This window comes from Actinophytocola sp. KF-1, from assembly GCF_054661535.1.
In genome coordinates this window covers 239,518-262,504 of the sequence record NZ_BAAFVK010000012.1, presented here as the reverse complement: position 1 = coordinate 262,504, position 22,987 = coordinate 239,518, and the positions used below count along the sequence as shown (strand labels likewise).

Sequence of the window (22,987 nt, the reverse complement as noted above, 5' to 3'; positions counted from 1 at the left end):
CACAATGGCTAACTACACCACGGCCGACCTCAAGCGGCTCCGTGAGCTCACCGGCGCCGGCATGATGGCCTGCAAGAAGGCCCTCGACGAGTCCGACGGCGACTTCGACAAGGCTGTCGAGTTCCTGCGCATCAAGGGTGCGAAGGACGTCGGCAAGCGTGCCGAGCGCACCACCGCCAACGGCCTGGTCGCGGCCGACGGTGGCGTGATGATCGAGCTGAACTGCGAGACCGACTTCGTCGCCAAGAACGCCGACTTCACCGGTCTCGCCGACAGCATCGTCGCCGCCGCGAAGGCCACCCGCCCCGCCGACCTGGACACCCTCCTCAAGGCCGACCTCGACGGCAAGACCGTCGCCGACGCCGTGCAGGAGCTGTCCGCCAAGATCGGTGAGAAGCTGGAGCTGCGCCGGGTCGCGGTGTTCGAGGGCCAGGTCACCACGTACCTGCACCGTCGCGACCCCGACCTGCCGCCGACCGTCGGCGTCGTCGTCGAGTACACCGGTGACGACGCGGAGGCCGCTCGCGGCGCCGCCATGCAGGTCGCCGCGATGAAGCCGCGCTACGTCACCCGTGACGAGGTGCCCGAGGACGTCGTGGCCAACGAGCGCCGCATCGCCGAGGAGACCTCGCGCGAGGAGGGCAAGCCGGAGGCGGCCCTGCCCAAGATCGTCGAGGGCCGGATCAACGGCTTCTACAAGGACGTCGTGCTCAACGAGCAGGCCTCGGTGCAGGACTCCAAGAAGACCGTGAAGGCCCTCCTCGACGCGGCGGGCGTGACGGTCACCCGGTTCGCCCGCTTCGAGATCGGCCAGTCCTGATCCGCGAGCCTGGACCCCAGGCGGTGCCCCGCCCTCGATGCAGCACTGAGGGCGGGGCATTCGCCTGTAGGAAGACCGACCACTGAGGGGAGACACATGGAACTGACCCGACACGGATTCCGCAGAGTGCTGCTCAAGCTGGGCGGCGAGATGTTCGGTGGCGGCGAGGTCGGTGTCGATCCCGACGTGGTGCAGACGGTCGCCCGCCAGATCGCGGACGTGGTCCGCGAGGGCGTCCAGGTCTCGGTGGTGATCGGCGGTGGCAACTTCTTCCGCGGCGCCGAGCTGTCCCAGCGCGGCATGGACCGCGACCGCGCCGACTACATGGCGATGCTGGGCACCGTCATGAACTGCCTGGCACTGCAGGACTTCCTGGAGAAGCTCGGTATCGACACCCGCGTGCAGACCGCCATCACGATGGGCCAGGTCGCCGAGCCCTACATCCCCCGCCGTGCCGAGCGGCACCTGGAGAAGGGCCGCGTGGTGATCTTCGCGGGCGGCGTCGGCATGCCGTACTTCTCCACCGACACCGCGGCCGCCCAGCGCGCGCTGGAGATCGGCTGCGAGGTCGTGCTGATGGCCAAGGCGGTCGACGGCGTCTACACCGCCGACCCGAAGACCGACCCCGACGCCAAGATGTACGAGCACATCACCCACCGCGAGGTGCTCGAACAGGGTCTCGCGGTCGCGGACGCCACCGCGTTCAGCCTGTGCATGGACAACAACATGCCGATCATCGTGTTCAATCTGCTCACCGAGGGGAACATCGCCCGTGCGGTGCGTGGTGAGAGGATCGGGACCGTGGTCAGTACTCCCTGACCGCGCGGAGCTGATGAGAAACAGGAGCAGGCTTTGATCGACGAAACACTCTTCGACGCCGAGGAGAAGATGGAGAGGGCGGTGTCGCACGCCAAGGAGGAACTCGCCTCCGTGCGCACGGGCCGCGCCAGCTCCGGCATGTTCTCCCGCATCGTCGTCGACTACTACGGCGCCCCGACCCCGCTCAACCAGCTCGCCGGCGTCAACGTCCCGGAGGCGCGGATGGCGGTGATCAAGCCCTACGACGTCAGCCAGCTCGGCGCCATCGAGAAGGCGATCCGCGACTCCGACCTGGGGGTCAACCCGACCAACGACGGCGCCCTGATCCGCGTGGTGATCCCCCAGCTGACGGAGGAGCGCCGCAAGGAGATGGTGAAGGTGGCCAAGTCCAAGGGCGAGGACGCCAAGGTCGCCATCCGCAACGTCCGCCGCAAGGCGAACGAGGAGCTGCACCGCATCGTCAAGGACGGTGAGGCGGGCGAGGACGAGGTCACGCGCGCCGAGAAGGAACTGCAGCACCTCACCGACAAGTACGTCGGCCAGGTCGACGAGCTCGTGAAGCACAAGGAAGCCGAACTGCTCGAGGTCTGAGCCCGGTACATGGACATGATCAGCGCACCCACCGGGTCAGGACCCGTCGAGGAGAACCGTGTGACGACCGGCGACGCGGCCGAGCCGGCACCCGCACCTGCCAAGAAGGCCGGGCGAAACCTGCCTGCCGCGATCGCCGTCGGCGTGCTGCTCGGCGGCGCCGTGCTGGTGTCGTTGCTGACCGTGCGGCAGATCTTCGTCGGGATCGTCGCGGTCGCGGTCGCCATGGGCACCTACGAGCTGGCGGGTGCGCTGAAACGTGGTGCGGACATCCGCGTCACGCTGTGGCCGGTGCTCATCGGCGGCCAGGCGATGGTCTGGCTGTCGTGGCCCTTCGGCCGCAACGGGTTGCTCGCGGCGTTCGTCGTGACCATCCTCGCCTGCCTGGTGTGGCGGTTCCGCGGTGGCGCGGACAACTACGTGCGGGACGTCAGCTCGTCGATCCTGACCGCCGCGTACGTGCCGCTGTTCGCGTCGTTCGCGGCGATGCTCGTCGTCGCCGAGGACGGCGTGGCGCGGGTGCTGAGCTTCCTGATCGTGGTGGTGTGCAACGACGTCGGCGGCTACACGACCGGCGCGAAGCTCGGCAGGCACCCGATGGCGCCGACGATCAGCCCGAAGAAGTCCTGGGAGGGCTTCGCGGGTTCGATGGTCGTCGGCACCCTCGCGGGGACGCTCGCCGTGATGTTCCTGCTGGACGGCCAGTGGTGGCAGGGCGCGGTGTTCGGCGCCGCGATCGTGTGCACGGCCACCGTCGGCGACCTGGTGGAGTCGCTGATCAAGCGGGACCTGGGGATCAAGGACATGGGCGACCTGCTGCCCGGCCACGGCGGGCTGATGGACCGGCTCGACTCGCTGTTGCCGTCCGCGGTGGTGTCCTGGTTGCTGCTGCGCCTGTTCATCACCGGCTGACCGGTGGTATTGCTGGACGGTGTGGGACTGGTGTCGCGCGCCCGTGAGCGCCTCGCCGCGGTGCGCCGCGGCGCCGAGACGTTGCCGAGCCCGAACATCTGGCACTGGCCCGACGTCTACGAGGTGGAGAACCGGGCACAGGACGTCCACGACGACATCTGGCGCGTCCTGGCGACGGTCGCCGACTGGCGCGACCGCGACGTGCTGGACATCGGCTGCGGCTCCGGCTTCCACCTGCCGCGCTTCGCGTCGACCGCCCGGCACGTCGTCGGCGTGGAACCGCACGAGCCGCTGGTGCGGCTGGCGAAGGACCGGGTGACGCTGCTACCCACGGTGGAGGTGCTGACCGGGTCGGCGCAGCGGTTGCCGCTGCCGGACGCGAGCGTCGACGTCGCCCACGCGCGGACCGCGTACTTCTTCGGCCCCGGCTGCGAACAGGGGCTCGCCGAGGCGGAGCGCGTGCTCCGCCCCGGCGGCGTGCTGGTGATCGTCGACCTCGACGTGCGGCACCGGCCCTACGGTGACTGGATGCGCGCCGACCTGCCGGACTACGACCCGGTCGAGGTCGACCGGTTCTTCGAACGGATGGGGTTCGACCGGCGGACCGTCGAGACGCGGTGGCGTTTCGCGGACCGGGCGAGCCTGGAGTCCGTGCTGCGGATCGAGTTCTCGTCACGCGTGGCGGACCGGGCGGCCCGGGACGTGCCCGGGCTCGAGTTCCCGGTCGGCTACCGAGTGCTGGCCAGGCGCAAGCCGACCGGGCTGATCATCTAGCTAGTCCTCGTCGGACTCGTCGGTCTCGTCGGTCTCGTCGTCGTCGGCCGCCGGAGCCTCGCCCAGGATCGCGTACAGCTCGCGCCTGGCGTTGTTGAGCACCTCGACGGCCCGCTTCTTCTGCTCGTCGCTCGCGGCCTGGACGACCTGCATGGTCGCGCCCATGAGCTGGCCGATCGCGTCCCGCAGGTTGACGTCCCTGGGGTCGGCGTCGCGCGCGATCTCCTCCCACGGCGGGGTCTCGATCGCCGCCGCGGCGGTGCGGCCCTCCTCGGTGAGCGCGTACAGGCGGCGGGAGCCCTGGCCCTCGTCGTTGATCAGGCCCTCGTCGGCGAGGAGCTGGAGCGTCGGGTAGACCGAACCGGGGCTGGGCCGCCAGAGGTCGCCGCTGCGCTCCTTGATCTCCTGGATCATCTCGTAGCCGTGCATGGGCCGCTCGAGGAGCAGCGCGAGGATCGCGGCGCGGACGTCGCCGCGGCGGGACCGGCGACCCCTGCCGTGCCGGTCGTGACCGCGGCCGCCGCGGCCACGCCGCAGCCGCTCGGCGCCGGGGAACCCGGGGAAACCCGGGAAGCCGCCGAAGCCGGGGCCGAAGGGGCCGCCGGGCCCACCCGGTGGTTGGGGCGGGAACGGCGGGAAGGGCACGCCGCCGCGGGCCTCCGCCGGGTGGAAGTGGGTCCTCGGGTCGCCGAAGACGCCTGGGTCGCCCCTGAAGTGTTGTTGGTGTCGCATGGTTGGTTCCTCCCTGTGGATGTATCGCGTGTTATCGCGATAGGTTCACGATATATCGGAAACTATCGCGATGCAACGTTCGGTGGGAAACCGGCCTCTGACCAGGGCAGTTCGACAGCCGTGGGACACTGGAGTGGTTATGACCGCATTGCCTCTGGTCTTCGACGCTCCCAAGCGCGGCCTGCCACCCCGTCACCTCGCCGACCTCGACACCGAGGAGCGGCGTGCCGCCGTCGCCGAGCTGGGGGAGAAGCCGTTCCGCGCGAACCAGCTGTCGAACCACTACTTCGGCCGCCTGACCGCCGACCCCGCCGCGATGACCGACATCCCCGCGGCCTCTCGCACGCAGCTCACCGACGCCCTGCTGCCACCGCTGCTGACCGTCGTCCGGCACGTCAGCTGCGACGACGGCACCACCCGCAAGACGCTGTGGCGCGCGCACGACGGCACGCTGCTGGAGAGCGTCCTCATGCGGTACCCGGACCGGACGACGCTGTGCGTGTCCAGCCAGGCCGGCTGCGGGATGGCGTGCCCGTTCTGCGCCACCGGCCAGGGCGGCCTGATGCGCAACCTGTCGACCGCGGAGATCGTCGACCAGGTCCGCGCCGCGGCCGCCGCCATGCGCGACGGTGAGCTGGGCGGGCCCGGCCGGTTGTCGAACATCGTGTTCATGGGCATGGGCGAGCCGCTCGCCAACTACAAGCGCGTCGTCGCGGCCGTGCGGAGGATCACCGAGCCCGCACCGTCCGGCCTCGGCATCTCACAGCGCTCGGTGACCGTGTCGACCGTCGGCCTCGCCCCCGCGATCCGCAAGCTCGCGGACGAGAAGATGCAGGTCCGGCTCGCGGTGTCCCTGCACACCCCGGACGACGAACTCCGCGACACCCTCGTGCCGGTGAACACCCGGTGGTCGGTGGACGAGGTCCTCGAGGCGGCGCGCTACTACGCGGACACCTCCGGTCGCCGCGTGTCGATCGAGTACGCGCTGATCCGCGACGTGAACGACCAGCCGTGGCGTGCGGACCTGCTCGCGAAGCGGTTGCGCAAGCACCTCGCGCAGTACGTGCACGTGAATGTCATCCCGCTCAACCCGACGCCGGGCTCGAAGTGGGACGCGTCGCCGAAGGCGGTCGAGCGCGAGTTCGTGCGGCGGGTCAACGAGGGTGGGGTCGCCTGCACCGTGCGCGACACGCGAGGTCAGGAGATCGCCGCCGCCTGCGGCCAGCTCGCCGCGGAGGGCTGACCCTTCGTGTTGCCGGACGACGATCTGAAGGCCGTGCTGCGTGTTCGCGCCGCCGAACACGGTCGCTCGATGGAAGCAGAGGTGCGGGCGATCCTCCGAGCCGCGTTGACCAGGCCTGAGTCCCGTCCGCGTATGGGGACGCGCATTCGCAGGCGGTTCGCCGGCTCCGAGGAGTTGACGATCGAGTCGCCGGCGCGGGTCGAGCGTGCTCGGACGGCGGAGTTCCCCGAGTGATCGTTCTGGACACCAACGTCATCTCGGCACTGACGCGCCAGGCTCCGGATGACCGTGTTGTCGCGTGGCTTGACCGTTGTCCGGTTGACGACGTGTTCATCAACGGTCGCTGAACTTCTCGCCGAGGAGTTCCAGGACCGGATCCTGCCCTTCGGGGTTCATGCGGCTGCGCACTACGCCGACATCGTTGCCCTGAGGGAGCGGCAGGGGAAGCCGATCAGCATGGCCGAGGCGCAGATTGCCGCGATCTGTCGTCGTCACGACGCGCAGCTGGTCACGCGAAACGTCGAGGACTTCGCCGACACCGGCGTCACGTTGCACGACCCGTGGGACGCGGGATCGTGAGCCTGCAGCACTCCGCTCCACTGTCCATGTTGACCCGGCTGGTGGCCGCGTGCTTGAGTATGTAACTAGTTACTGTAACTAGTTACATCCGATGGTCGTCACGACGTGATCGGTGTGTCCTGCGTCATCCCGCCGCCGACCAGGAAGAGCAGGGGAACCATGGTCGAGCACGTAGTGGTCATCGGTGCCGGTGTGTACGGCGCGGCGGTGAGTGCCGCGCTGCGGCGGCGGGGCGCCCGCGTCACCATCGTGGACGCCGGCGCGCCGGGTGCGGGCACGTCCGGTGCGACGTTCTCGTGGCTCAACTCCTGCGGGAAGCAACCGCGTGCCTACCACGACCTGAACGTGGCGGGCATGGCCGCGCACCGGGAGCTGGCCGCCGCGACCCCGCGCAGCGACTGGTACCACGAGGGCGGCAACCTGGAGTGGACCGACGACGACGCGGAACTCGCGCGGCTGCGGGAGAAGGTCGACCGCGTCCTCGGCTACGGCTACGAGGCGCGCTGGCTCACGAAGACCGAGGCGCTGCGCCTCGAACCGGACCTCGATCCGGCCCTGGTGCCCGCCGACGGGATCGCCTACTTCCCGCGGGAGGGCTGGCTCGAACCCGTCCGCATGATCGCCTTCCTGCTCGCGGGCGCCGACGTGGTGCGGGGTGACGCCGTCACCGGGCTCGACGTGGCCGGGGACCGGGTGCGTGCCGTGCTGCTCGCGTCGGGGCAGCGGCTCGCCGCCGACGCCGTCGTGAACTGCGCGGGGCCGCGTGCCGCCGACATCGCCGCACTGGCCGGGCTCTCGCTGCCCATGCGCAACACGTCGGGCACGCTCGTCTGCACGTCCCCTGTCGCGGTGGCCGTGTCGCGGGTGGTGCACGCGCCCCGCGTGCACGTCCGGCCCGACGGCGCAGGCCGGTTGCTGCTCCACGGCCACGACGAGGCCGCCGCCGACGCGGTGTTCGACGCCGCCCGCGAGCTGTACCCGGGTGTGGGCGCGGGGACCGTGGAGAGCGTGCGGGTGGGGGAGCGGCCCATCCCAGGCGACGGGTTGCCGGTGCTCGGGCGTGCCGAGGCCGTGTCCAACTTCCACTTCGCGGTGTCGCACAGCGGCGCGACGTTGTGCCTGCACGCCGGTGACCTCGTCGCGGCCGAGGTCATGGGCGCGGACGTGACCGACGTGCTGGCGCCCTTCCGGTTCGAGAGGTTCTGATGGACACCACGGTCCTGCACGGCGGCGACCTCGTCGACCGCGGCGGCGTCGACATCGTCGTCACCGGTGGCACGATCCGCGCGGTCGTGCCGACCCGGCCCGCCGAGGAGTACGGCACCGCCGAACTCGTCGACGCCACCGGCAAGCTCGTCATCCCCGGGCTCATCAACAACCACACGCACGGAACCGCTTTCGGGCCGCTCTTCCCCAGCGGGCACGAAGGTTTGCCGCACGAGCAGGTGCTCGCGAACCTCGACCGGCACCTCCTGGAAGGCACGACGACCGTCCTGTGCGTGGACGGCTTCGTCACCGCGGACGCGCTCGCGCGCACCAACGAGGCGCACCCGGTCACCGTCAAGCTCGCGTCCTGCAACACGCCCGCGTGCCTTGCGGCCGCGACCATCGCCGACGGCAGCGGCCTGACCGACGAGAACCGGGAGTTCACCGCGCAGCGGGCGGTCCGCGCGGGCGCGGTCGCGCTCGGGGAGATCGGCGCGGGCCACACCCTCGGTGGTGGCGGCGCGAGCTACATGTACATCCCCGCCGAGGTGGCGCGGCGGACTGGCGTGACGATCACCGCCCGGCAGGCGAACGCGCTGAAGGTCGCGGTGCTGGGCAGGCACATCTCCGCCGCCGCGTTCGACCGGGACGCCGTCGAGGAGGCCCTCGACGCGGCCGGGCTGGCCGGGAAGCTGTCGGTCGAGGACGCCAGGGAGATCGTCGCCGGCATCATCCTGCCCGCGTTCGACATCGCGTTGTCCGGGCTCGCCGAGGCCGCCGGCGCCGCCCGTGCCGCGGACGTGCCGGTGCTGGTGCACAACGCGGCCGCGTCGATGACCCAGGTCGCCGGTATCGCCGAGACCGACGTGCGGCTGATCGCCGGGCACTCCAACCACTCCAGCTTCGAGCCGCGCGAGGCGCTCGCGCACGCGGCACGGCTGAAGGAGCTCGGCGCGACCGTCGACGTGTCCACTTTGGACACCTTCGGCGCCAGGCGGCTGACCACCGGGCCGGAGCTGCTGTACGCGATGTTCGAGGCCGGTCTGGTGGACACCATCTCGACCGACTACGCCGGCGGGCACCACGACCCGATCCTGCTGGCGATCGACCACGCCACCAAGGCGGGGGTCGTCACGCTCCCGGCCGCGATCGCGATGGCAACGGAGAACGTCGCGGCCGCCATCCCCGGCGTGGCGCCCGGCCGGGGCCGTATCGTGCCGGGCGCGGTCGCCGACCTCGTGGTGACCGACCCGGGGCGGCTCGACCGCGTCGGGGTCGTCATGATCGGCGGCCGGGTCGTGGTCCGCGACGGCAGGCGCGCCTGAGAGGAGAACATGGGCAAGCGAACGACGATCGGCGACGTGGCCAGTGCCGCGGGCGTGTCCGTGGCGACGGTGTCGCGGGTGCTCAACGGCGGCGCGGTGAAGGAGGACACCGCCGCGCGGGTGTGGGAGGCGGTCACCACGCTCGAGTACACGCCCAACGCGTTGACGAAGAGCATCTTCTCCGGTCGCTCCACCACGATCGGCGTGGTGATCCGGGACCTCGACAGCCCGTTCTACCTCGACCTCATGCGCGGCATCGAGGAGGTGGCCGGCGACAACGGCAGCCTCGTCATGTTCGCCAACACCTACCGCAGCGCCGACCGCGAGGCCGCGCACGTGCGCACGATGGACGAACAGCGGGTGCGCGGGCTGATCGTCACCACCGGCGAGACGACCGACAGCCGCGCCCGCGGCATGTTCGCGAACGGCACGCCGTGCGTGGTCGTCGCGCGTGCGGTGGCCGGCCTGCACGCGGTGAGCCTCGACAACGTAGCGGCGGGCCGGATGATGGCCGAACACCTCGTCGCGTGCGGCCGGTCGTCGGTCGGCGTGGTGGGGTCCGGGCAGCGGCCGTCGCAGGTCGGGCGCAGAGCGGGGCTGAGTGCGGGCCTCGCGGACGCCGGCCTGCCCGCGCCGGTGGTCGTCGACGCGGCGACGGCGGACGAGGTGGGGCCCGCCGTGACGGCGATGCTGGGGGAGCGGCGGCTGGACGCCGTCGTGTGCCTCACGGGCAGGCTGACGGTCGCGGCCTACACGGCCGTTGCCGCCGCGGGCCTGACGATCCCCGACGACGTCGCCTTCCTGACCATGGACGAGTTCACGTGGTCGGCCGCGCTCGGGATCACGGTGGTGGCGCAGCCGTCGTACGAGATGGGCAGGCAGGCGGCGGAACTGGTGGTCGAGGCCCCCGGCGAGCCCGTGCATCGCGTCTTCGCGCCGACGCTGGTGCCGCGCACGTCCTGCGGCGAGGTGTAGGCGGTCAGGCCCGCTGGTCGGGGGTGGCGAAGTAGTCGCGCGCCACGCTGATCTGGTTCTCCATCATGCTCACCAGCGACTCGACGACCGCGGGCTCCGCGTCGTCGGTGACCTTGAACTCCCGGGTGAACTCCAGGAAGCTGCGGCCGGCGTCGTTGGTCACCGGCAGGACGCGGTAGGTGGCGACGTAGTCGTAGAGGCACAGCACCGGTGCGGTGGTGCGGCAGGTGAGGGCGCGGTCCACCTCGTTGCGCCCGGCGACCTCCTGCTGCACGAGGCACCCGTTGAGCGGCATCCGGAACTCGTACCGCGACGGCACCAGGTCCGGCGAGCCGCCGTCGACCCAGGTCATGCCGTCCACCGTGCCGCCGAAGAGGATCTTCACCAGGTTGAGGGCGTCGCGGGCCTCCGCCCAGACGGCGTCCGGAGCGGCGTCGACCACGGTCGAGAGGTACATCCGGTACTTCGGCTTGATGATCACGACATCTCCGTTGCGGCGCGGGGAAACCCTCACCGCACGGTAGCCAGCGCGACTTCCGCCGGGGAACATTCCAACGTGCGGAGTCGCCGCGTGCGCGATCAGTCGGCAGGCGGTGCGGGGATCGAGGTCCTGCGGTGCAGCCCGACGATGAGCCACCCGAGCCCGGCGAGCGCGACGACCGCACCGCCCGCGACCCAGGCGAGCCAGCTCTGGCTGCCGTCCAGCAGCGTGCCGTTGACGGCCACGACCCGGCCCTGGACGGCGTCGACCGGCACCGCACCGCGGGACTCGTCCTCGGCGAACGAGCGGGAATCGATGGCGGCGTCGCGCGCGTCGCCGAAGAGGAAGACGGTGCCGGCGGGCACGGTGACGGTGACGTCGGGCCCCTTGCCGGTCGCGTACGGCTCGCGGACCGGTGTGCCGTTCACGGTGAGCTTCCCACCGACGTACTCGATCCGGTCCCCGCCGACGCCGGCGACCCGCAGCACGCGCAGCCCCGCCGGCTGGTCCCCCAGCGCGGCGGCGTCGAAGACGACCATGTCGCCCCGCCGCGGTCCGGCCTCGGTGTCGACCGCCACCCGGTCGTCCGGCTCGAGCGTCGGCAGCATCGACTCGCCACCGATCTCCACCTCGACGTAACTCGGGCGCGCCAGCACGATCGCCCCCAGCACCACGATCAACCCGGCCAGCGTGACAGCCGCCGCGAGCACGATCCTCATCACCTCACGGAAGGTATCGGCGTGGCCTCACCAATCCCTAACGACATGCTGGCGTCCAACTCACCTGACATGAACCTGCCTCGTATCCGGCAAGCGCCGGTTCGATGGCGAGGTCGCGGGTCGCTGCGACGCGCGTTCCGCCATATTCCGCGTGTACCCGGAGAGCGGTCTCGTCGGCGTGCCGTGGTCGTCGGGAAGTGCGCGTTCAGTCCGCTGCCAGCGGGATGCGGATCGAGCGGGCGCCGCGGAGGTCGAGCCACGCGTCGGTCGGGGTGCGGACGATGCGGGCCACCACCGACTCGCACGACGCGCAGCGGGCGACGACGCCCGGGCCCTGGTCGTACACGTGCGTCTCCGCGAACCGGCCGCCCGTCCCGCAGCCCGCGCACGTGAGCACCGCCGTCGTGATGTCCACGCCCAGCGCCTCGGCGAACACGCCCGCCGCGCCGTTGCCGTCGATGAACACGTCACCCTCCCGTGGGCCCGAACCGCTCCGTCCGGATGTCCGCCGCGTCGTGGCCGCGTGCCAGCAGCAGGTCCGACACCGTCTCCACGAAGCCGGTCGGGCCGCACACGTACACGCGCGCGCCCGCCGCCTCCGGCAGGTCCGCCGCCGTGATTCTGCCCGCCGGGCGCGTGCCGACGGCAATACGCGTGTACAGGATCGTGGTGTCGATGTCCGTTGCCGCCAGTTCGTCCGCGTAGAACACGTCCGACGGGCCGCGGGTCGAGTAGACGAGCGTGAACGGCGCCGTGCTCCCGGCCCGCGCGCGTTCGCGGACCATCGCCATCAGCGGCACGATCCCCGAACCGCCCGCGACGAGCAGGACCGGGCCGGGTTCCGTGGCGTGCCACGTGAACCAGCGGCCGACCGGACCGCGGACCTCCATCTGGTCCGTCGGCAGCACCTCGTCCACCAGGTACGGCGACACCTCGCCGTCCTCGACGCGTTGCACGGTCAGCTCGATCCGGTCGCCGTCGGCCGGCGCGGCGAGCGAGTAGCTGCGCTGGGCGCTGTAGCCGTCGGGGGCGGTCAGCTTCACGTCGACGTGCTGACCGGCGACGTGCCCCGGCCAACCGGGCACGTCGAGCACGATCGTGCGGGCGACTGACGTCTCGGAACGGACGGCGTGCACGGTCGCCGCGAGCCACCGGGTGCGGCGCCGCACCGGCGTCTCAGTCATCGGTGTACCGCTGCTCGCGCCACGGGTCGCCGTAGTTGTGGTAGCCCAGCTGCTCCCAGAACCCCGGCTCGTCGTCGTGCAGCAGGTCGATGCCGGTGACCCACTTCGCCGACTTCCAGAAGTACAGGTGCGGCACCAGCAACCGGGCGGGGCCGCCGTGCTCGGGCGTGAGGTCCTCGCCCTCGTAGCGGTAGGCGATCCACGCCTTGCCGTCGAGCAGGTCCTCGAGCGGCATGTTCGTGGTGTAGCCGCCGTAGGAGCGGACCAGCGCGTAGTCGGCGGCGGTCTCGACGTCCGCGAACAGGGTGTCGAGGGAGACACCCTGCCACGTCGTGTTCAGCTTCGACCACTTGGTGACGCAGTGGATGTCGGTGGTGGTCTTCTCACTCGGCAGGGCGAGCAGCTCTCGCCACGACCAGGTGTACTTCGCGCCAGCCTCGTTGCTGATCGTGAACTGCCACGTGTCGAGGTCGACCCGTGGCGTTGGCCCGGCCTGCAGGACGGGGAAGTCCCGCGTGAGGTACTGGCCGGGTGGGAGATCGGCCGCCGCCGGTTCGCGGCGACCGTGGAAACCCCTGCTCACAATGCTCATCGGGGCAGACGCTACCGCGCGCGCGGGCACCTCACCACAGCTGACCCCAGTCCTCGAGATCGAGCAGGAAACGCTTGCGCCGCAAGCCTCCCGCGTACCCGGTGAGCTTCCCGTCCTTGCCGACGACGCGGTGGCACGGCACGAGCACGCACAGTGGGTTGCGGCCCACCGCCGCCCCGACGTCCCGTGCCGTCACGCCGAGCGCCGAGGCGATGTCGCCGTACGTGGTGGTCTCACCGGCCGGGACCTTCGCGACGGCCGCCCACACGGCGCGCTGGAAGTCGTCGCCGTCGGCGCGCAGGGGGACGTCGAACGTGGTGCGCGTCCCGGCGAAGTACTCGCCGAGCTGCCGTGCCACCTCGGCGAAGGCGGTGTCGTCGCGGACGCCCTTGCGGGGGTCGGGCCTGCCCCAGTGGTCGGGGAAGTAGAGCCCGGTGACGACCCCGTCGTCGGCGATCACCGTGAGGTCGCCGATGGGGGAGTCGAGGACGGTGTGGGTGATCATGCCGGTCCGCGCGTATACGGTCATGTCCCGTAGACGCCCCGACGCACGGAGACGTGAGATGGAGATCTGGGTCAACCCCGCCTGTTCGAAGTGCCGGTCCGCGCTGTCCATGCTGGACGCGGCGGGCGCGGAGTACACCGTGCGCCGCTACCTGGAGGACCCGCCGACGGCGGCCGAGCTGAAGAAGGTCCTGAAGCGCCTCGACCTCGAGCCGTGGGACATCACGCGCACGGCGGAGCCCGTCGCCAAGGAACTCGACATGAAGAGCTGGACGCGCACCCCGGCCGACCGCGCGCGGTGGATCGCCGCGCTCGTCGAGCACCCGAAGCTCATCCAGCGCCCGATCATCACCGCCGACGACGGGACCACCGTCGTGGGACGCAGCGAGGAGGCAGTGCGCTCGGTGCTGCCCTGACCGGCATGATGGGCGGATGCGTGCCGCCGAGGGCGGGGGTTACCCCAAGGGCCGGATCCGCCGGGAGGACATCCTCACGGCGGCCGTGGCCGTGTACGGGGAGGCCGGGTACCACGGGTCGTCGCTGCGTGAGGTGGCCAAGCGGGCCGGGATCACGCACGCGGGTCTGCTGTATTACTTCCCGACCAAGGAGGCGCTGCTCGCCGCCGTCCTGGAGCGGCGCGACGCCGAGGACGCGAAGCGGGAGCAGCTCGACGCGCCGCCCGGCCGGGAGGTGCTGCGGCACTTCCTCGCGCTCGCGGAGCACAACGTCACCCACCCCGGGATCGTCGAGCTGTACTCCCGGCTGGCGGCGGAGGCCGTCGCACCCGACCACCCGGCGCACGGCTACTTCGTGCGGCACTACCGGATCGCCCGCCGGTCCACCTTCGAGTCGTTCCGGGTGCTCGCCGAGCAGGGCGAGCTCCGCGACGGCGTCGACCCGGCCGCCGCGGCGCTCACGTTCGTCGCGTTGATGGACGGGCTGCAGGTGCAGTGGCTCACCGTCCCGGACGAGGTGGACCTCGTCGGGACGCTGCGCCACTTCCTGGACAGCGTGCTGGTCAAACCCCTCTAGAGGGTCCTGGCGTACGGGTCCCAGTCCTCCGGCAACGCGGGCGGCACCGCCACCGTGCTCTCGACCGGCACCGGCTCACCGGAGGCGATCGACTCCTCGATGGCCAGCATCGCGTCGAGCACGTGGTAGGCCAGCTCACCCGACGCGCGTTCCGGCACGCCTGCCCGGATCGCGCGCGCCAGCTCCAGCGCACCCGTGCCCCGCGACGCGCCGTGGCCGACCGCGGGCAGCTCCACCAGTTCGGTGCCGCCGAGCGGGTGGACCAGCGTCGGGCCGTCGAACCCGTTCGGGTCCGGGGCCACCGCCGCGCCGAGCGTGCCGGTCACCTCCAGCAGGACGCGGCGCAGCGCCGAGTCGAAGCTCAGCACGACCTGCGCCGACCCGCCGCGTTCGAAGTCGACCAGCGCGGTGACCGTCGTCGGCACCGTCACCGCGAACTCCGTGCCCGCGCGCGGCCCCGAGCCGATCACCCTGGTCTCGCGGTTGCGGCCGCCCGCTCCGGTGACGCGGCGGATCGGGCCGAGCAGCTGCACCAGCGCGGTCAGGTAGTAGGGGCCCATGTCGAGCAGCGGCCCGCCGCCCGCCTGGAACAGGAACTCCGGCGCCGGGTGCCAGCTCTCCGGGCCGGGCGTCTGGAAGATCGCGAGTCCCGTCCTCGGCGCACCGATGCGGCCGTCGTCGATCGCCCGGCGGGTGGTCTGCAGACCGGCGCCCAGCACGGTGTCCGGTGCGCTCGCCACCCGCAGGCCCTTCTCGCGGGCCCGGTCCAGCAGCTTGCGGCCGGACGCGCGGTCCAGCGCCAGGGGCTTCTCGGCCCACACGTGCTTGCCCGCGTCGAGCGCGGCGAGCCCGATCTCCACGTGCGCGACCGGGATCGTCAGGTTCACGACCAGCTCGACCTCGGGGTCCGCCAGCAGCTCGGCGGTCGTGCCGGCGTGGGGCACGCCGTGCTTCTCCGCCTGCGCGGCTGCGCGCGCGGTGTCGAGGTCGGCGATCCGCAGCACGCGGACGTCCGGGAACGACGTGAGGTTCTCGAGGTAGGTGTCGCTGATGACGCCGGCACCGATGATGCCGACCCCGACTGGCCCGGTCATCGCGCGAGGCCGGTGACGTAGGCGTGGCTCGCGGCGATGCCGTCGAAGATGTCGCCCGCGTAGGCGTCGAACTCGATGACCCGCAGCGCGTCCGGTGCGGCGGCGAGGACGTCGCCGACGGGCACGCGGCCCTGCCCGGCCGGCACCTGGCCGGAGGCGTCCGTGGCGAGGTCGCCGTCCTTGACGTGCAGGGCCACGACCCGCGACCCCAGCGCGGTCAGCAGGGCAGGCACGTCCGCGCCGCCCGCGGCCGCCCAGTACGTGTCGACCTCCAGCACCAGCTCCGGGTCGAGCCGGTCGGCGAACACCTCGAACGCGGTCCGGTCACCGATCGTGTTCCCGAGCTCCCACCAGTGGTTGTGGTAGCCGACGGCCAGGCCGAGGTCGGCGGCCCGCTTCGCCGCGTCGTTCAGCGCGGCCGCGGTGGCGGCGACGTCGGCCTCGGTGCGCCACTGCTCGTCGGGCACGAACGGGTCGATGACGGTCCCGACCCCGCACGCCACGGCGGCCGCGAACACCTCGTCCTGGTCGACCCCGATCAGCTTCGCGTGCGCGGTGGGCGCCGTCAGCCCGTGCTCGGGCAGCGCCGTGCGCAGCACGTCCGCGTGCTCTACCAGCCCGAACGGCTCGACCTGGGTGAACCCGATGGCGGCCAGCTTGGCGAGCGTGCCGCCCGGGTCGCCTGCGAACGCCTCGCGGACGGAATACAGCTGTACCGAAAGCTTGCTCATGACCACTCTCCCCTAGGACTGTGCCCGCGGTTATGGAAGCGCTCTCATAGTTTTCTACCAGGTGGTAGAAATTCCCGCCAGATCTTTCTCGGTCCAGGCCGGGGGAGAAGGCTCAGACGGCCAGCAGACGTGCGGCACGCTCCTCGTCGACGCCGCCGCGCCACGCCGCGAACGGCAGGGTGATGTCCGAGCGCGGTGCACCGCGCACGGCGGCGGCGTGCCGCTCCGCGGTGGGGGCGAACCGGTCCCACATCGGCGGCAGGGCCGGGCTGGGGAGCACGCCGAACTCCGCCAGTCCGACGAGAACGCCGTAGCGCTGGTACTTGTCGGTGCCGGGCAGGAGCTTCGCGCGGGCGACCAGCTTCTCCAGCTCACCGGGCCGCGTCCCGGCCGGCGCGGAGCGGACCAGGTCGAGCAGGCCCCGCAGCCGGGCGCGGTCGTCGTCGTCCGGTTCCGGCAGGCCCTCGGTGGCCGCGGCCTCCAGGTCGGGGAGGTAGTGGTGGGGCAGCTCGTTCCACGCCCAGCCCAGGACGAGCCGCAGCAACCGCTCGGTGACGTCCACCTCGGCGGTGGCCGGGAGACCGCAGTCGGGGACGCCGTCCGCGCCACGCGGTGCGGAGGCGAGGTGGCGCGCCCACCCGTAGGAGATCACCGTCTGCCTGCCGCGCGGCGCGCTGCCCAGCCCGGCGACGAACGCGGCGAGCACGGCACGCTCGTCCAGCGTGGCGGCCGCGGCGCGGGCGCGTTCGACGATCTCGGGGGCCGTCCACCGTTCGACCTGGCGCACCGGCCAGCCCGCGGCCCGCGCGGCGGCCAGGTCGGCGGGGTCGTCGGACCTCGGCGCGCCCTTGACCGTCCTGGTCCTGGTGAACTGGTAGCCGTAGACGCGCATGAGCAGCGCGACCGAGTCGCCGGAGGGGACCCGGAGCGTGCTGCTCATGCGAGGAAGAAGATGGGGATGGTCAGCGCCGCCACGCCGTGCGCTGCCGGACGCGCGCCCAGATCAGGTAGATCACGAGGAACGCGCCGATGCCCAGCAGCCACAGCCGCTCGGTCTCGGCGATGTGGTTGCCGATGAAGGCCATCGCGAACATGGCGATCGCGGTGATCCAGCCGCCGATCTCACGGCCGCGGGGGAAGCTGCCGTGCCAGCCCCACTGCGCGGACGGCTCCTCGTGCGGGTCGACCGCGTTCTTGGCCCGCTTCTCAAGCTGTGAGCCTGCCACGTCCCCTCCTCGGCGTTCGGTCCTTCGCGCTCATGCTCCCACAACGCCCCGGACCGGCGCGTTCGAGGGCATCGGGAACAATGGCGTGCGATGAACCAACGCACCGTGCTCGTACTGGGGTCCACGGGCTCGGTCGGCGTCCAGGCCCTGGACGTGATCGCGGCCAACCCCGACCGTTTCGACGTCGTCGGCGTGGCCGCGGGCGGGTCGGACCCCGCCGCGCTCGCCGCGCAGGCGCTCACGCACCGGGTCCGTGCCGTCGCCGTGTCCAAGGCCACCGCCGCCGAGGACGTCCAGCTCGCGCTCTACGCCGAGGCGCAGCGGCGCGGCTACGACCGCGGCGAGTTCGACATGCCCCGCATCCTCGCGGGCCCGGACGCCGCCGCCGAGCTGATCGGGACCGTGCCGGCCGACATCGTGCTGAACGCCATCACCGGGTCCCGCGGTCTCGCGCCGACGCTGTCCGCGCTCGACACCGGCGCCACGCTCGCGCTGGCGAACAAGGAGTCGCTGATCGCGGGCGGCCCGCTGGTACTCAAGGCGGCCAAGCCGGGGCAGATCGTCCCGGTCGACTCGGAGCACTCCGCGATCGCGCAGTGCCTGCGCGGCGGGCAGGACCACGAGGTGGCCCGGCTGGTGCTGACCGCGTCGGGCGGCCCGTTCCGCGGCCGCAAGCGCGCCGACCTCGCCGGGGTCGGGGTTGCCGACGCCATGGCGCACCCGACCTGGGACATGGGCCCGGTCATCACCATCAACTCGGCCACGCTGGTCAACAAGGGCCTCGAGCTGATCGAGGCGCACCTGCTGTTCGGCGTCCCGTACGACCGCATCGACGTGGTCGTCCACCCGCAGTCGATGATCCACTCGATGGTGACCTTCACCGACGGCTCCACGCTCGCGCAGGCCAGCCCGCCGGACATGCGGCTGCCGATCTCGCTGGCGCTGGGCTGGCCGGACCGGGTGCCGGGGGCGGCGCGGCCGTCGACGTTCACCGAGCCGACCGCGTGGACCTTCGAGCCGCTGGACGACGACACGTTCCCGGCCGTGCGGCTGGCCCGGCAGGCCGGTGTGGCGGGTGGCTGCCTGCCCGCGGTCTACAACGCCGCGAACGAGGAGTCCGTCGCGAGCTTCGTCGAAGGACACACGGCCTTCACCGCGATTGTGGACACTGTCGAACACATCCTCGACGACGCGCACGACTGGCGACGGGAGCCTGCCGGCGTCGACGAGGTGCTCGCGGCAGAGGACTGGGCCCGCGCCCGCGCCCGTGAGCTGCTGGCTCGCGGCGGGGTAGGAAAGGACTGACGGAACTTGCTCACATGGCTCTTTGGGGTCGTGCTGTTCGCCCTCGGGATCTGCGTGTCGGTGGCACTGCACGAGGCGGGGCACATGTGGGCCGCCAAGGCCTTCGGCATGAAGGTGCGGCGGTACTTCATCGGCTTCGGCCCGAAGATCTGGTCCTTCCGGCGCGGTGAGACCGAGTACGGCCTGAAGGCGATCCCCGCGGGCGGCTTCTGCGACATCGCCGGCATGACCGCGCTGGACGAGGTCACCCCGGACGAGGAACCCCGCGCGATGTGGCGCTACCCGACGTGGAAGCGCTTCGTCGTGATGGTCGCGGGCTCCGTGACGCATTTCATCCTCGGCTTCATCATCCTGTACCTGATGGCCGCGACCATGGGCCTGCCGAACGTGGCGGGCACGCCGGTCATCAGCGGCACCGACTGCGCGGCGGCGAGCCAGGACCCGAAGACCTACGAGTACGCCGAGTGCGGTCCCGGCGACCCCGCGCCCGCCCGGGACGCGGGCCTGAAGCCGGGCGACGAGATCGTCAGCATCGACGGCAAGGCCACCCCGACCTGGTCGGACGTGGTCGCCACGGTGCAGAAGCTCTCCGGCGAGCACGAGTTCGTGATCCTGCGGGACGGCGCCGAGCAGCGGGTCACCATCGACATCCCCACCGTCAAGCGGGTGGCGCCGGACGACACCCCGGACAACACCGACGACAACAAGCTCGTCGACGTCGGTGCGATCGGCGTCACCAGCACGCCCGTCTACCACTACACGGCGGCCAGTGCGGTCGGCGGCTCGCTCGAGTTCACCGGCACCATGTTCGTCCGCGTCTGGGAGGGCCTGCTGGCGTTCCCGGAGAAGATCCCGAAGGTCATCGAGGCCATCGGCGGCGGTGAGCGCGACCCCGACACCCCGGTCAGCGTCGTCGGCGCGTCGATCATCGGCGGTGACGCGGTCGAGCAGGGCGTCTGGGAGCTGTTCCTGCTGCTCCTGGCCACGCTGAACTTCTTCGTCGGCGTGTTCAACCTGCTCCCGCTGCTGCCGCTGGACGGCGGGCACATCGCGGTGCTGTTCTACGAGAAGATCCGCGACTGGATACGCGGGCTGCGCGGCAAGCCCGCCGGCGGGCCCGTCGATTACACAAAGTTGTCGGCGGTCACGATGGTGTTCATCTTCATCGGTGGCGCGGTCATGTTGCTGACCATCACAGCGGACATCGTGAACCCGATCCGTATCGGCCAGTAGGCTGAAAGTATGAGCGGAGCTTGCGGAGCGAATCGACGATGCCGATGGCTGCTCGGAGCCTGCGAGGAGCAGCCGTGAATGCTGAAGGGGTCATGCTGGGCATGCCGGGTACGCCTCCGCCTGTGCTGGCAGAGCGGCGCAAGACCCGGCAGTTGATGGTCGGCAAGGTCGGTGTCGGCAGCGACTACCCGATCTCGGTGCAGTCGATGACCACGACGTTGACCGCGGACGTCAACGCGACACTGCAGCAGATCGCCGAGCTGACCGCGGCGGGCTGCGACATCGTGCGCGTGGCGTGCCCGTCGCAGGACGACGCGGACGCGCTGCCCGCGATCGCCGCCAAGTCGCAGATCCCGGTCATCGCCGACATCCACTTCCAGCCGCGCTACGTCTTCGCCGCGATCGAGGCCGGCTGCGCGGCCGTCCGGGTGAACCCGGGCAACATCAAGAAGTTCGACGACAAGGTCAAGGAGATCGCGCAGGCGGCCCGTGACCACGGCACCCCGATCCGCATCGGCGTCAACGCCGGTTCGCTCGACCCGCGGCTGCTGAAGAAGTACGGCAAGGCGACCCCGGAGGCGCTGGCCGAGTCGGCGCTGTGGGAGGCGTCGCTGTTCGCCGAGCACGACTTCCACGACATCAAGATCTCGGTGAAGCACAACGACCCGGTGGTCATGGTCCGGGCGTACGAGATGCTGGCCGAGCAGTGCGACTACCCGCTGCACCTCGGCGTCACCGAGGCGGGCCCCGCGTTCCAGGGCACGATCAAGTCGGCGGTGGCGTTCGGCGCGCTGCTGCGGCAGGGCATCGGCGACACCATCCGTGTGTCGCTGTCCGCGCCGCCCGTCGAGGAGGTCAAGGTCGGCACGCAGATCCTGCAGTCGCTGAACCTGCGGCCGCGCAAGCTGGAGATCGTGTCGTGCCCGTCCTGCGGGCGGGCGCAGGTGGACGTCTACAAGCTGGCGGACGAGGTCACCGCGGGTCTCGAGGGCATGGAGATCCCGCTGCGCGTGGCCGTCATGGGCTGCGTGGTGAACGGGCCGGGTGAGGCGCGCGAGGCCGACCTCGGGGTGGCCTCCGGCAACGGCAAGGGCCAGATCTTCGTGAAGGGCGAGGTCATCAAGACCGTGCCCGAGCACCAGATCGTGGAGACCCTGATCGAGGAGGCCATGCGCATCGCCGAGGAGGCCGGGGAGACCGCGGAAGCGGGCACCCCGACCGTCACGGTCTCCTAGCGCCCCGCCGACGTGTGACGCCGACGTGTTCCGAAAGGTGCGTTCAGGTCAGCCAGCGAGCGACATGAACGCGCCTTTCATCGCGCGCCCGCTGTCGTGAACGCGCATTTCAGGACACCGGCCGGACCGGTGCGGCGATCAGCGGACCACCTCGTAGCGGAGGAGGACCGCGCCGTTGTCGAAGGTGCGGTTCTCCGCCAGCTTGAGGGTGATCCACGACGGCAGTTCCGGCAGGAACGGCTTGCCGCCGCCCACCATGGCCGGGGTGACGACGATCAGGAACTCGTCCACCAGCCCCGCCTGCACGATCGGTGCCGCCAGCGTCGCGCCCGCCACCTCGAGCGTGCCGTCGGTCTCGGCCTTCAGGCGGGTCGCGACCTCGACCGGGTCGCCGCGCTCGAGCCGGGAGTTCCAGTCGACCGACTCGAGGGTCTTCGAGAACACCACCTTGGGCAGGGCACGCCAGACCCGCGCGAAGTCGACGGTGATCGGGTCGGCGCCCGGGTCCTGGTCGGCGGTCGGCCAGTACGCGGACATCAGGTCGTAGATCCGCCGCCCGTACAGGGCCAGGGCCGTGTCCCGCTCCCTGTCGTTCCAGAACTGGTGCAGGTCCGCGCTGGGTTCGGACCAGCCGATGTCGTCCTTCGCGTCGGCGATGTAGCCGTCCACCGACACGTTCATGCCGTAGATGAGTTTGCCCATGCCTGTCAGACTGCCGCACGGCGCGGAACTCATCGGACCGGTCCGCTCATCGCGGGTCGACTGTCTTGCGAACCGTTCTTCTGGCACGCTGGAGCATGTGTTGCGGCTTGCTGGAGCGCGGCTGCTCGACGAGCGGGATCGGTTGGCCGTGCGCGCGATGCTCATGGCGGACCCCGTCGCGTCGTGCATGGTCGCGTCTCGGATCGAGAACCTCGGCATGGATCCCTGGCGGCTGGGCGGTGAGCTGTGGGGCTGCGAGCCACGCGGGTTCCGCGGTGGCCGCCTCGACTCGCTGTGCTTCGCCGGGTCGAACCTGATCCCGTTGCAGGGCAACCGGTCCGCCCTGCGTGCGTTCGCCGACCGCGCGTTGCGGCGGCGGCGCATGTGCTCGTCGGTCGTCGGCCCCGCCGAGCAGGTCATGGGCCTGTGGTCGGAGCTGGAGCTGGACTGGGGCCCGGCCCGCGAGGTGCGCGACGACCAGCCGCTCATGTCGACCGGCAAGGTGCCCGCGATCACGCCCGACCCGCTGGTGCGGCCCGTCCGCCCGGACGAGCTGGAGCGCTACCTGCCCGCCGCGGTCGCCATGTTCATCGAGGAGGTCGGCGTCGACCCCCGCGCGGGCGACGGCGGCGCGAGCTACCGCGCCCGGGTCGCCGAGCTGATCGCGGCGGGCCGCGCGTTCGCCCGCTTCGAGGGCGGCGAGGTCGTGTTCAAGGCGGAGATCGGCGCGCTGTCGTCCGCCGTCGGGCAGATCCAGGGCGTCTGGGTGCACCCGGACCGCCGCGGGCACGGCCTCGGCTCGACCGGCACGGCCGCCGTCGTGGACCGGCTCGTGCGCGGCCTGGGGCGGACCGCGAGCCTCTACGTGAACGCCTACAACGTTGTCGCCCAGTCGGCGTACAAACGTATTGGTTTCACCCGCGTGGGCCAGTACGCCACCGTCCTGTTCTGATCTTCCGGCATACTCGCCGAC

Annotated in this window: 28 protein-coding genes and 1 pseudogene; 17 read left to right on the top strand and 12 right to left on the bottom strand. The window is 71.3% G+C overall.

Annotated elements, in window-relative coordinates:
- Positions 1-4: 4 nt before the first annotated feature.
- The 5 genes from tsf (at position 5) to ACYQ77_RS33035 (ending at position 3,916) form a co-directional block, all read left to right on the top strand.
- The gene (gene tsf / locus ACYQ77_RS33055) at positions 5-820 is read left to right on the top strand and encodes a translation elongation factor Ts (protein WP_459718323.1); all 816 of its coding nucleotides are present in this window, start codon (positions 5-7) and stop codon (positions 818-820) included.
- 96 nt (positions 821-916) lie between these two features.
- A complete protein-coding gene (pyrH, locus tag ACYQ77_RS33050) occupies positions 917-1,639 on the top strand; it encodes a UMP kinase (RefSeq protein ID WP_459718320.1) in 723 nt (240 codons plus the stop codon).
- 33 nt (positions 1,640-1,672) lie between these two features.
- On the top strand, positions 1,673-2,230 hold the full coding sequence (gene frr, locus ACYQ77_RS33045) for a ribosome recycling factor (protein WP_459718318.1): 558 nt from the start codon (positions 1,673-1,675) through the stop codon (positions 2,228-2,230).
- Between the two features lie 15 nt (positions 2,231-2,245).
- Entirely contained in the window at positions 2,246-3,142 is an 897-nt protein-coding gene (locus tag ACYQ77_RS33040) for a phosphatidate cytidylyltransferase (protein ID WP_459718316.1), read from the top strand.
- Positions 3,143-3,163: 21 nt separating this feature from the next.
- Complete coding sequence (locus tag ACYQ77_RS33035) at positions 3,164-3,916, top strand: class I SAM-dependent methyltransferase (RefSeq protein ID WP_459718313.1); 753 nt, start codon at positions 3,164-3,166, stop codon at positions 3,914-3,916.
- Here the strand turns inward: ACYQ77_RS33035 and ACYQ77_RS33030 are convergent, their stop codons facing one another.
- Complete coding sequence (locus ACYQ77_RS33030; RefSeq protein WP_459718311.1) at positions 3,917-4,648, bottom strand: PadR family transcriptional regulator; 732 nt, start codon at positions 4,646-4,648, stop codon at positions 3,917-3,919.
- A gap of 139 nt (positions 4,649-4,787) precedes the next feature.
- Here ACYQ77_RS33030 and rlmN point away from each other — a divergent pair, with 139 nt between their 5' ends.
- The 6 genes and pseudogenes from rlmN to ACYQ77_RS33000 all read left to right on the top strand — a co-directional run bounded on the left by rlmN (position 4,788) and on the right by ACYQ77_RS33000 (position 9,976).
- Complete coding sequence (gene rlmN / locus ACYQ77_RS33025) at positions 4,788-5,891, top strand: dual-specificity RNA methyltransferase RlmN (RefSeq protein ID WP_459718308.1); 1,104 nt, start codon at positions 4,788-4,790, stop codon at positions 5,889-5,891.
- A gap of 6 nt (positions 5,892-5,897) precedes the next feature.
- Positions 5,898-5,996: pseudogene (locus ACYQ77_RS33020) on the top strand (FitA-like ribbon-helix-helix domain-containing protein); the annotation flags it as partial.
- A gap of 177 nt (positions 5,997-6,173) precedes the next feature.
- On the top strand, positions 6,174-6,470 hold the full coding sequence (locus ACYQ77_RS33015) for a PIN domain-containing protein (RefSeq protein WP_459718306.1): 297 nt from the start codon (positions 6,174-6,176) through the stop codon (positions 6,468-6,470).
- Positions 6,471-6,629: 159 nt separating this feature from the next.
- Positions 6,630-7,676, top strand: a complete 1,047-nt coding sequence (locus ACYQ77_RS33010; RefSeq protein ID WP_459718303.1) for an NAD(P)/FAD-dependent oxidoreductase — start codon at positions 6,630-6,632, stop codon at positions 7,674-7,676.
- Positions 7,676-9,001 (top strand): amidohydrolase family protein, encoded by a 1,326-nt coding sequence (locus tag ACYQ77_RS33005; protein ID WP_459718300.1) that lies wholly within the window; start codon positions 7,676-7,678, stop codon positions 8,999-9,001. The genes ACYQ77_RS33010 and ACYQ77_RS33005 overlap by 1 nt, the downstream gene beginning before the upstream one ends.
- Positions 9,002-9,010: 9 nt before the next feature.
- Positions 9,011-9,976, top strand: a complete 966-nt coding sequence (locus ACYQ77_RS33000) for a LacI family DNA-binding transcriptional regulator (RefSeq protein WP_459718298.1) — start codon at positions 9,011-9,013, stop codon at positions 9,974-9,976.
- A gap of 4 nt (positions 9,977-9,980) precedes the next feature.
- Here ACYQ77_RS33000 and ACYQ77_RS32995 read toward each other — a convergent pair whose 3' ends face one another.
- From ACYQ77_RS32995 to ACYQ77_RS32970, 6 genes are all read right to left on the bottom strand, one after another.
- Complete coding sequence (locus ACYQ77_RS32995) at positions 9,981-10,457, bottom strand: SRPBCC family protein (protein ID WP_459718295.1); 477 nt, start codon at positions 10,455-10,457, stop codon at positions 9,981-9,983.
- Positions 10,458-10,555: 98 nt separating this feature from the next.
- A complete protein-coding gene (lepB, locus tag ACYQ77_RS32990) occupies positions 10,556-11,176 on the bottom strand; it encodes a signal peptidase I (protein WP_459718293.1) in 621 nt (206 codons plus the stop codon).
- Positions 11,177-11,381: 205 nt separating this feature from the next.
- A complete protein-coding gene (locus ACYQ77_RS32985; RefSeq protein WP_459718290.1) occupies positions 11,382-11,642 on the bottom strand; it encodes a DUF6510 family protein in 261 nt (86 codons plus the stop codon).
- Position 11,643: 1 nt separating this feature from the next.
- Complete coding sequence (locus tag ACYQ77_RS32980) at positions 11,644-12,360, bottom strand: ferredoxin reductase (RefSeq protein WP_459718288.1); 717 nt, start codon at positions 12,358-12,360, stop codon at positions 11,644-11,646.
- Positions 12,353-12,952, bottom strand: coding sequence for a sulfite oxidase-like oxidoreductase (locus tag ACYQ77_RS32975; RefSeq protein ID WP_459718286.1), 600 nt, complete (start codon positions 12,950-12,952; stop codon positions 12,353-12,355). Before ACYQ77_RS32975 ends, ACYQ77_RS32980 begins: the two co-directional genes overlap by 8 nt.
- 31 nt (positions 12,953-12,983) lie before the next feature.
- Entirely contained in the window at positions 12,984-13,481 is a 498-nt protein-coding gene (locus ACYQ77_RS32970; RefSeq protein ID WP_459718283.1) for a methylated-DNA--[protein]-cysteine S-methyltransferase, read from the bottom strand.
- Positions 13,482-13,515: 34 nt separating this feature from the next.
- Between ACYQ77_RS32970 and ACYQ77_RS32965 the strand changes: the two genes are divergently transcribed.
- The gene (locus tag ACYQ77_RS32965; protein ID WP_459718281.1) at positions 13,516-13,872 is read left to right on the top strand and encodes an arsenate reductase family protein; all 357 of its coding nucleotides are present in this window, start codon (positions 13,516-13,518) and stop codon (positions 13,870-13,872) included.
- Positions 13,873-13,888: 16 nt separating this feature from the next.
- Positions 13,889-14,488 carry a TetR/AcrR family transcriptional regulator gene (locus tag ACYQ77_RS32960; protein WP_459718278.1) on the top strand — a complete coding sequence of 200 codons (600 nt, stop codon included), beginning with the start codon at positions 13,889-13,891 and terminating at the stop codon, positions 14,486-14,488.
- On the opposite strand, the gene ACYQ77_RS32955 is transcribed toward ACYQ77_RS32960, so the two are convergent.
- From ACYQ77_RS32955 to ACYQ77_RS32940, 4 genes are all read right to left on the bottom strand, one after another.
- Positions 14,485-15,582, bottom strand: a complete 1,098-nt coding sequence (locus ACYQ77_RS32955; RefSeq protein WP_459718275.1) for a Gfo/Idh/MocA family protein — start codon at positions 15,580-15,582, stop codon at positions 14,485-14,487. The genes ACYQ77_RS32960 and ACYQ77_RS32955 overlap by 4 nt on opposite strands.
- Positions 15,579-16,313, bottom strand: a complete 735-nt coding sequence (locus ACYQ77_RS32950; protein ID WP_459718274.1) for a sugar phosphate isomerase/epimerase family protein — start codon at positions 16,311-16,313, stop codon at positions 15,579-15,581. Before ACYQ77_RS32950 ends, ACYQ77_RS32955 begins: the two co-directional genes overlap by 4 nt.
- A gap of 112 nt (positions 16,314-16,425) precedes the next feature.
- On the bottom strand, positions 16,426-17,253 hold the full coding sequence (locus ACYQ77_RS32945) for a hypothetical protein (protein ID WP_459718271.1): 828 nt from the start codon (positions 17,251-17,253) through the stop codon (positions 16,426-16,428).
- A 22-nt stretch (positions 17,254-17,275) separates the two neighbouring features.
- Positions 17,276-17,539, bottom strand: coding sequence for a DUF2631 domain-containing protein (locus ACYQ77_RS32940; protein WP_459718269.1), 264 nt, complete (start codon positions 17,537-17,539; stop codon positions 17,276-17,278).
- Positions 17,540-17,629: 90 nt separating this feature from the next.
- On the opposite strand from ACYQ77_RS32940, the gene dxr reads away from it, so the two are divergent.
- From dxr to ispG, 3 genes are all read left to right on the top strand, one after another.
- Positions 17,630-18,844, top strand: a complete 1,215-nt coding sequence (dxr, locus tag ACYQ77_RS32935) for a 1-deoxy-D-xylulose-5-phosphate reductoisomerase (protein ID WP_459718267.1) — start codon at positions 17,630-17,632, stop codon at positions 18,842-18,844.
- A gap of 6 nt (positions 18,845-18,850) precedes the next feature.
- Positions 18,851-20,077, top strand: coding sequence for a M50 family metallopeptidase (locus tag ACYQ77_RS32930; protein WP_459718264.1), 1,227 nt, complete (start codon positions 18,851-18,853; stop codon positions 20,075-20,077).
- A gap of 101 nt (positions 20,078-20,178) precedes the next feature.
- Positions 20,179-21,312 (top strand): flavodoxin-dependent (E)-4-hydroxy-3-methylbut-2-enyl-diphosphate synthase, encoded by a 1,134-nt coding sequence (gene ispG, locus ACYQ77_RS32925; RefSeq protein ID WP_459718547.1) that lies wholly within the window; start codon positions 20,179-20,181, stop codon positions 21,310-21,312.
- A 138-nt stretch (positions 21,313-21,450) separates the two neighbouring features.
- Here ispG and ACYQ77_RS32920 read toward each other — a convergent pair whose 3' ends face one another.
- Positions 21,451-22,014: a dihydrofolate reductase family protein gene (locus tag ACYQ77_RS32920; RefSeq protein ID WP_459718261.1), complete on the bottom strand. Its 564-nt coding sequence runs from the start codon at positions 22,012-22,014 to the stop codon at positions 21,451-21,453.
- Between the two features lie 97 nt (positions 22,015-22,111).
- On the opposite strand from ACYQ77_RS32920, the gene ACYQ77_RS32915 reads away from it, so the two are divergent.
- Positions 22,112-22,966: a GNAT family N-acetyltransferase gene (locus tag ACYQ77_RS32915; RefSeq protein WP_459718258.1), complete on the top strand. Its 855-nt coding sequence runs from the start codon at positions 22,112-22,114 to the stop codon at positions 22,964-22,966.
- Positions 22,967-22,987: the final 21 nt, after the last annotated feature.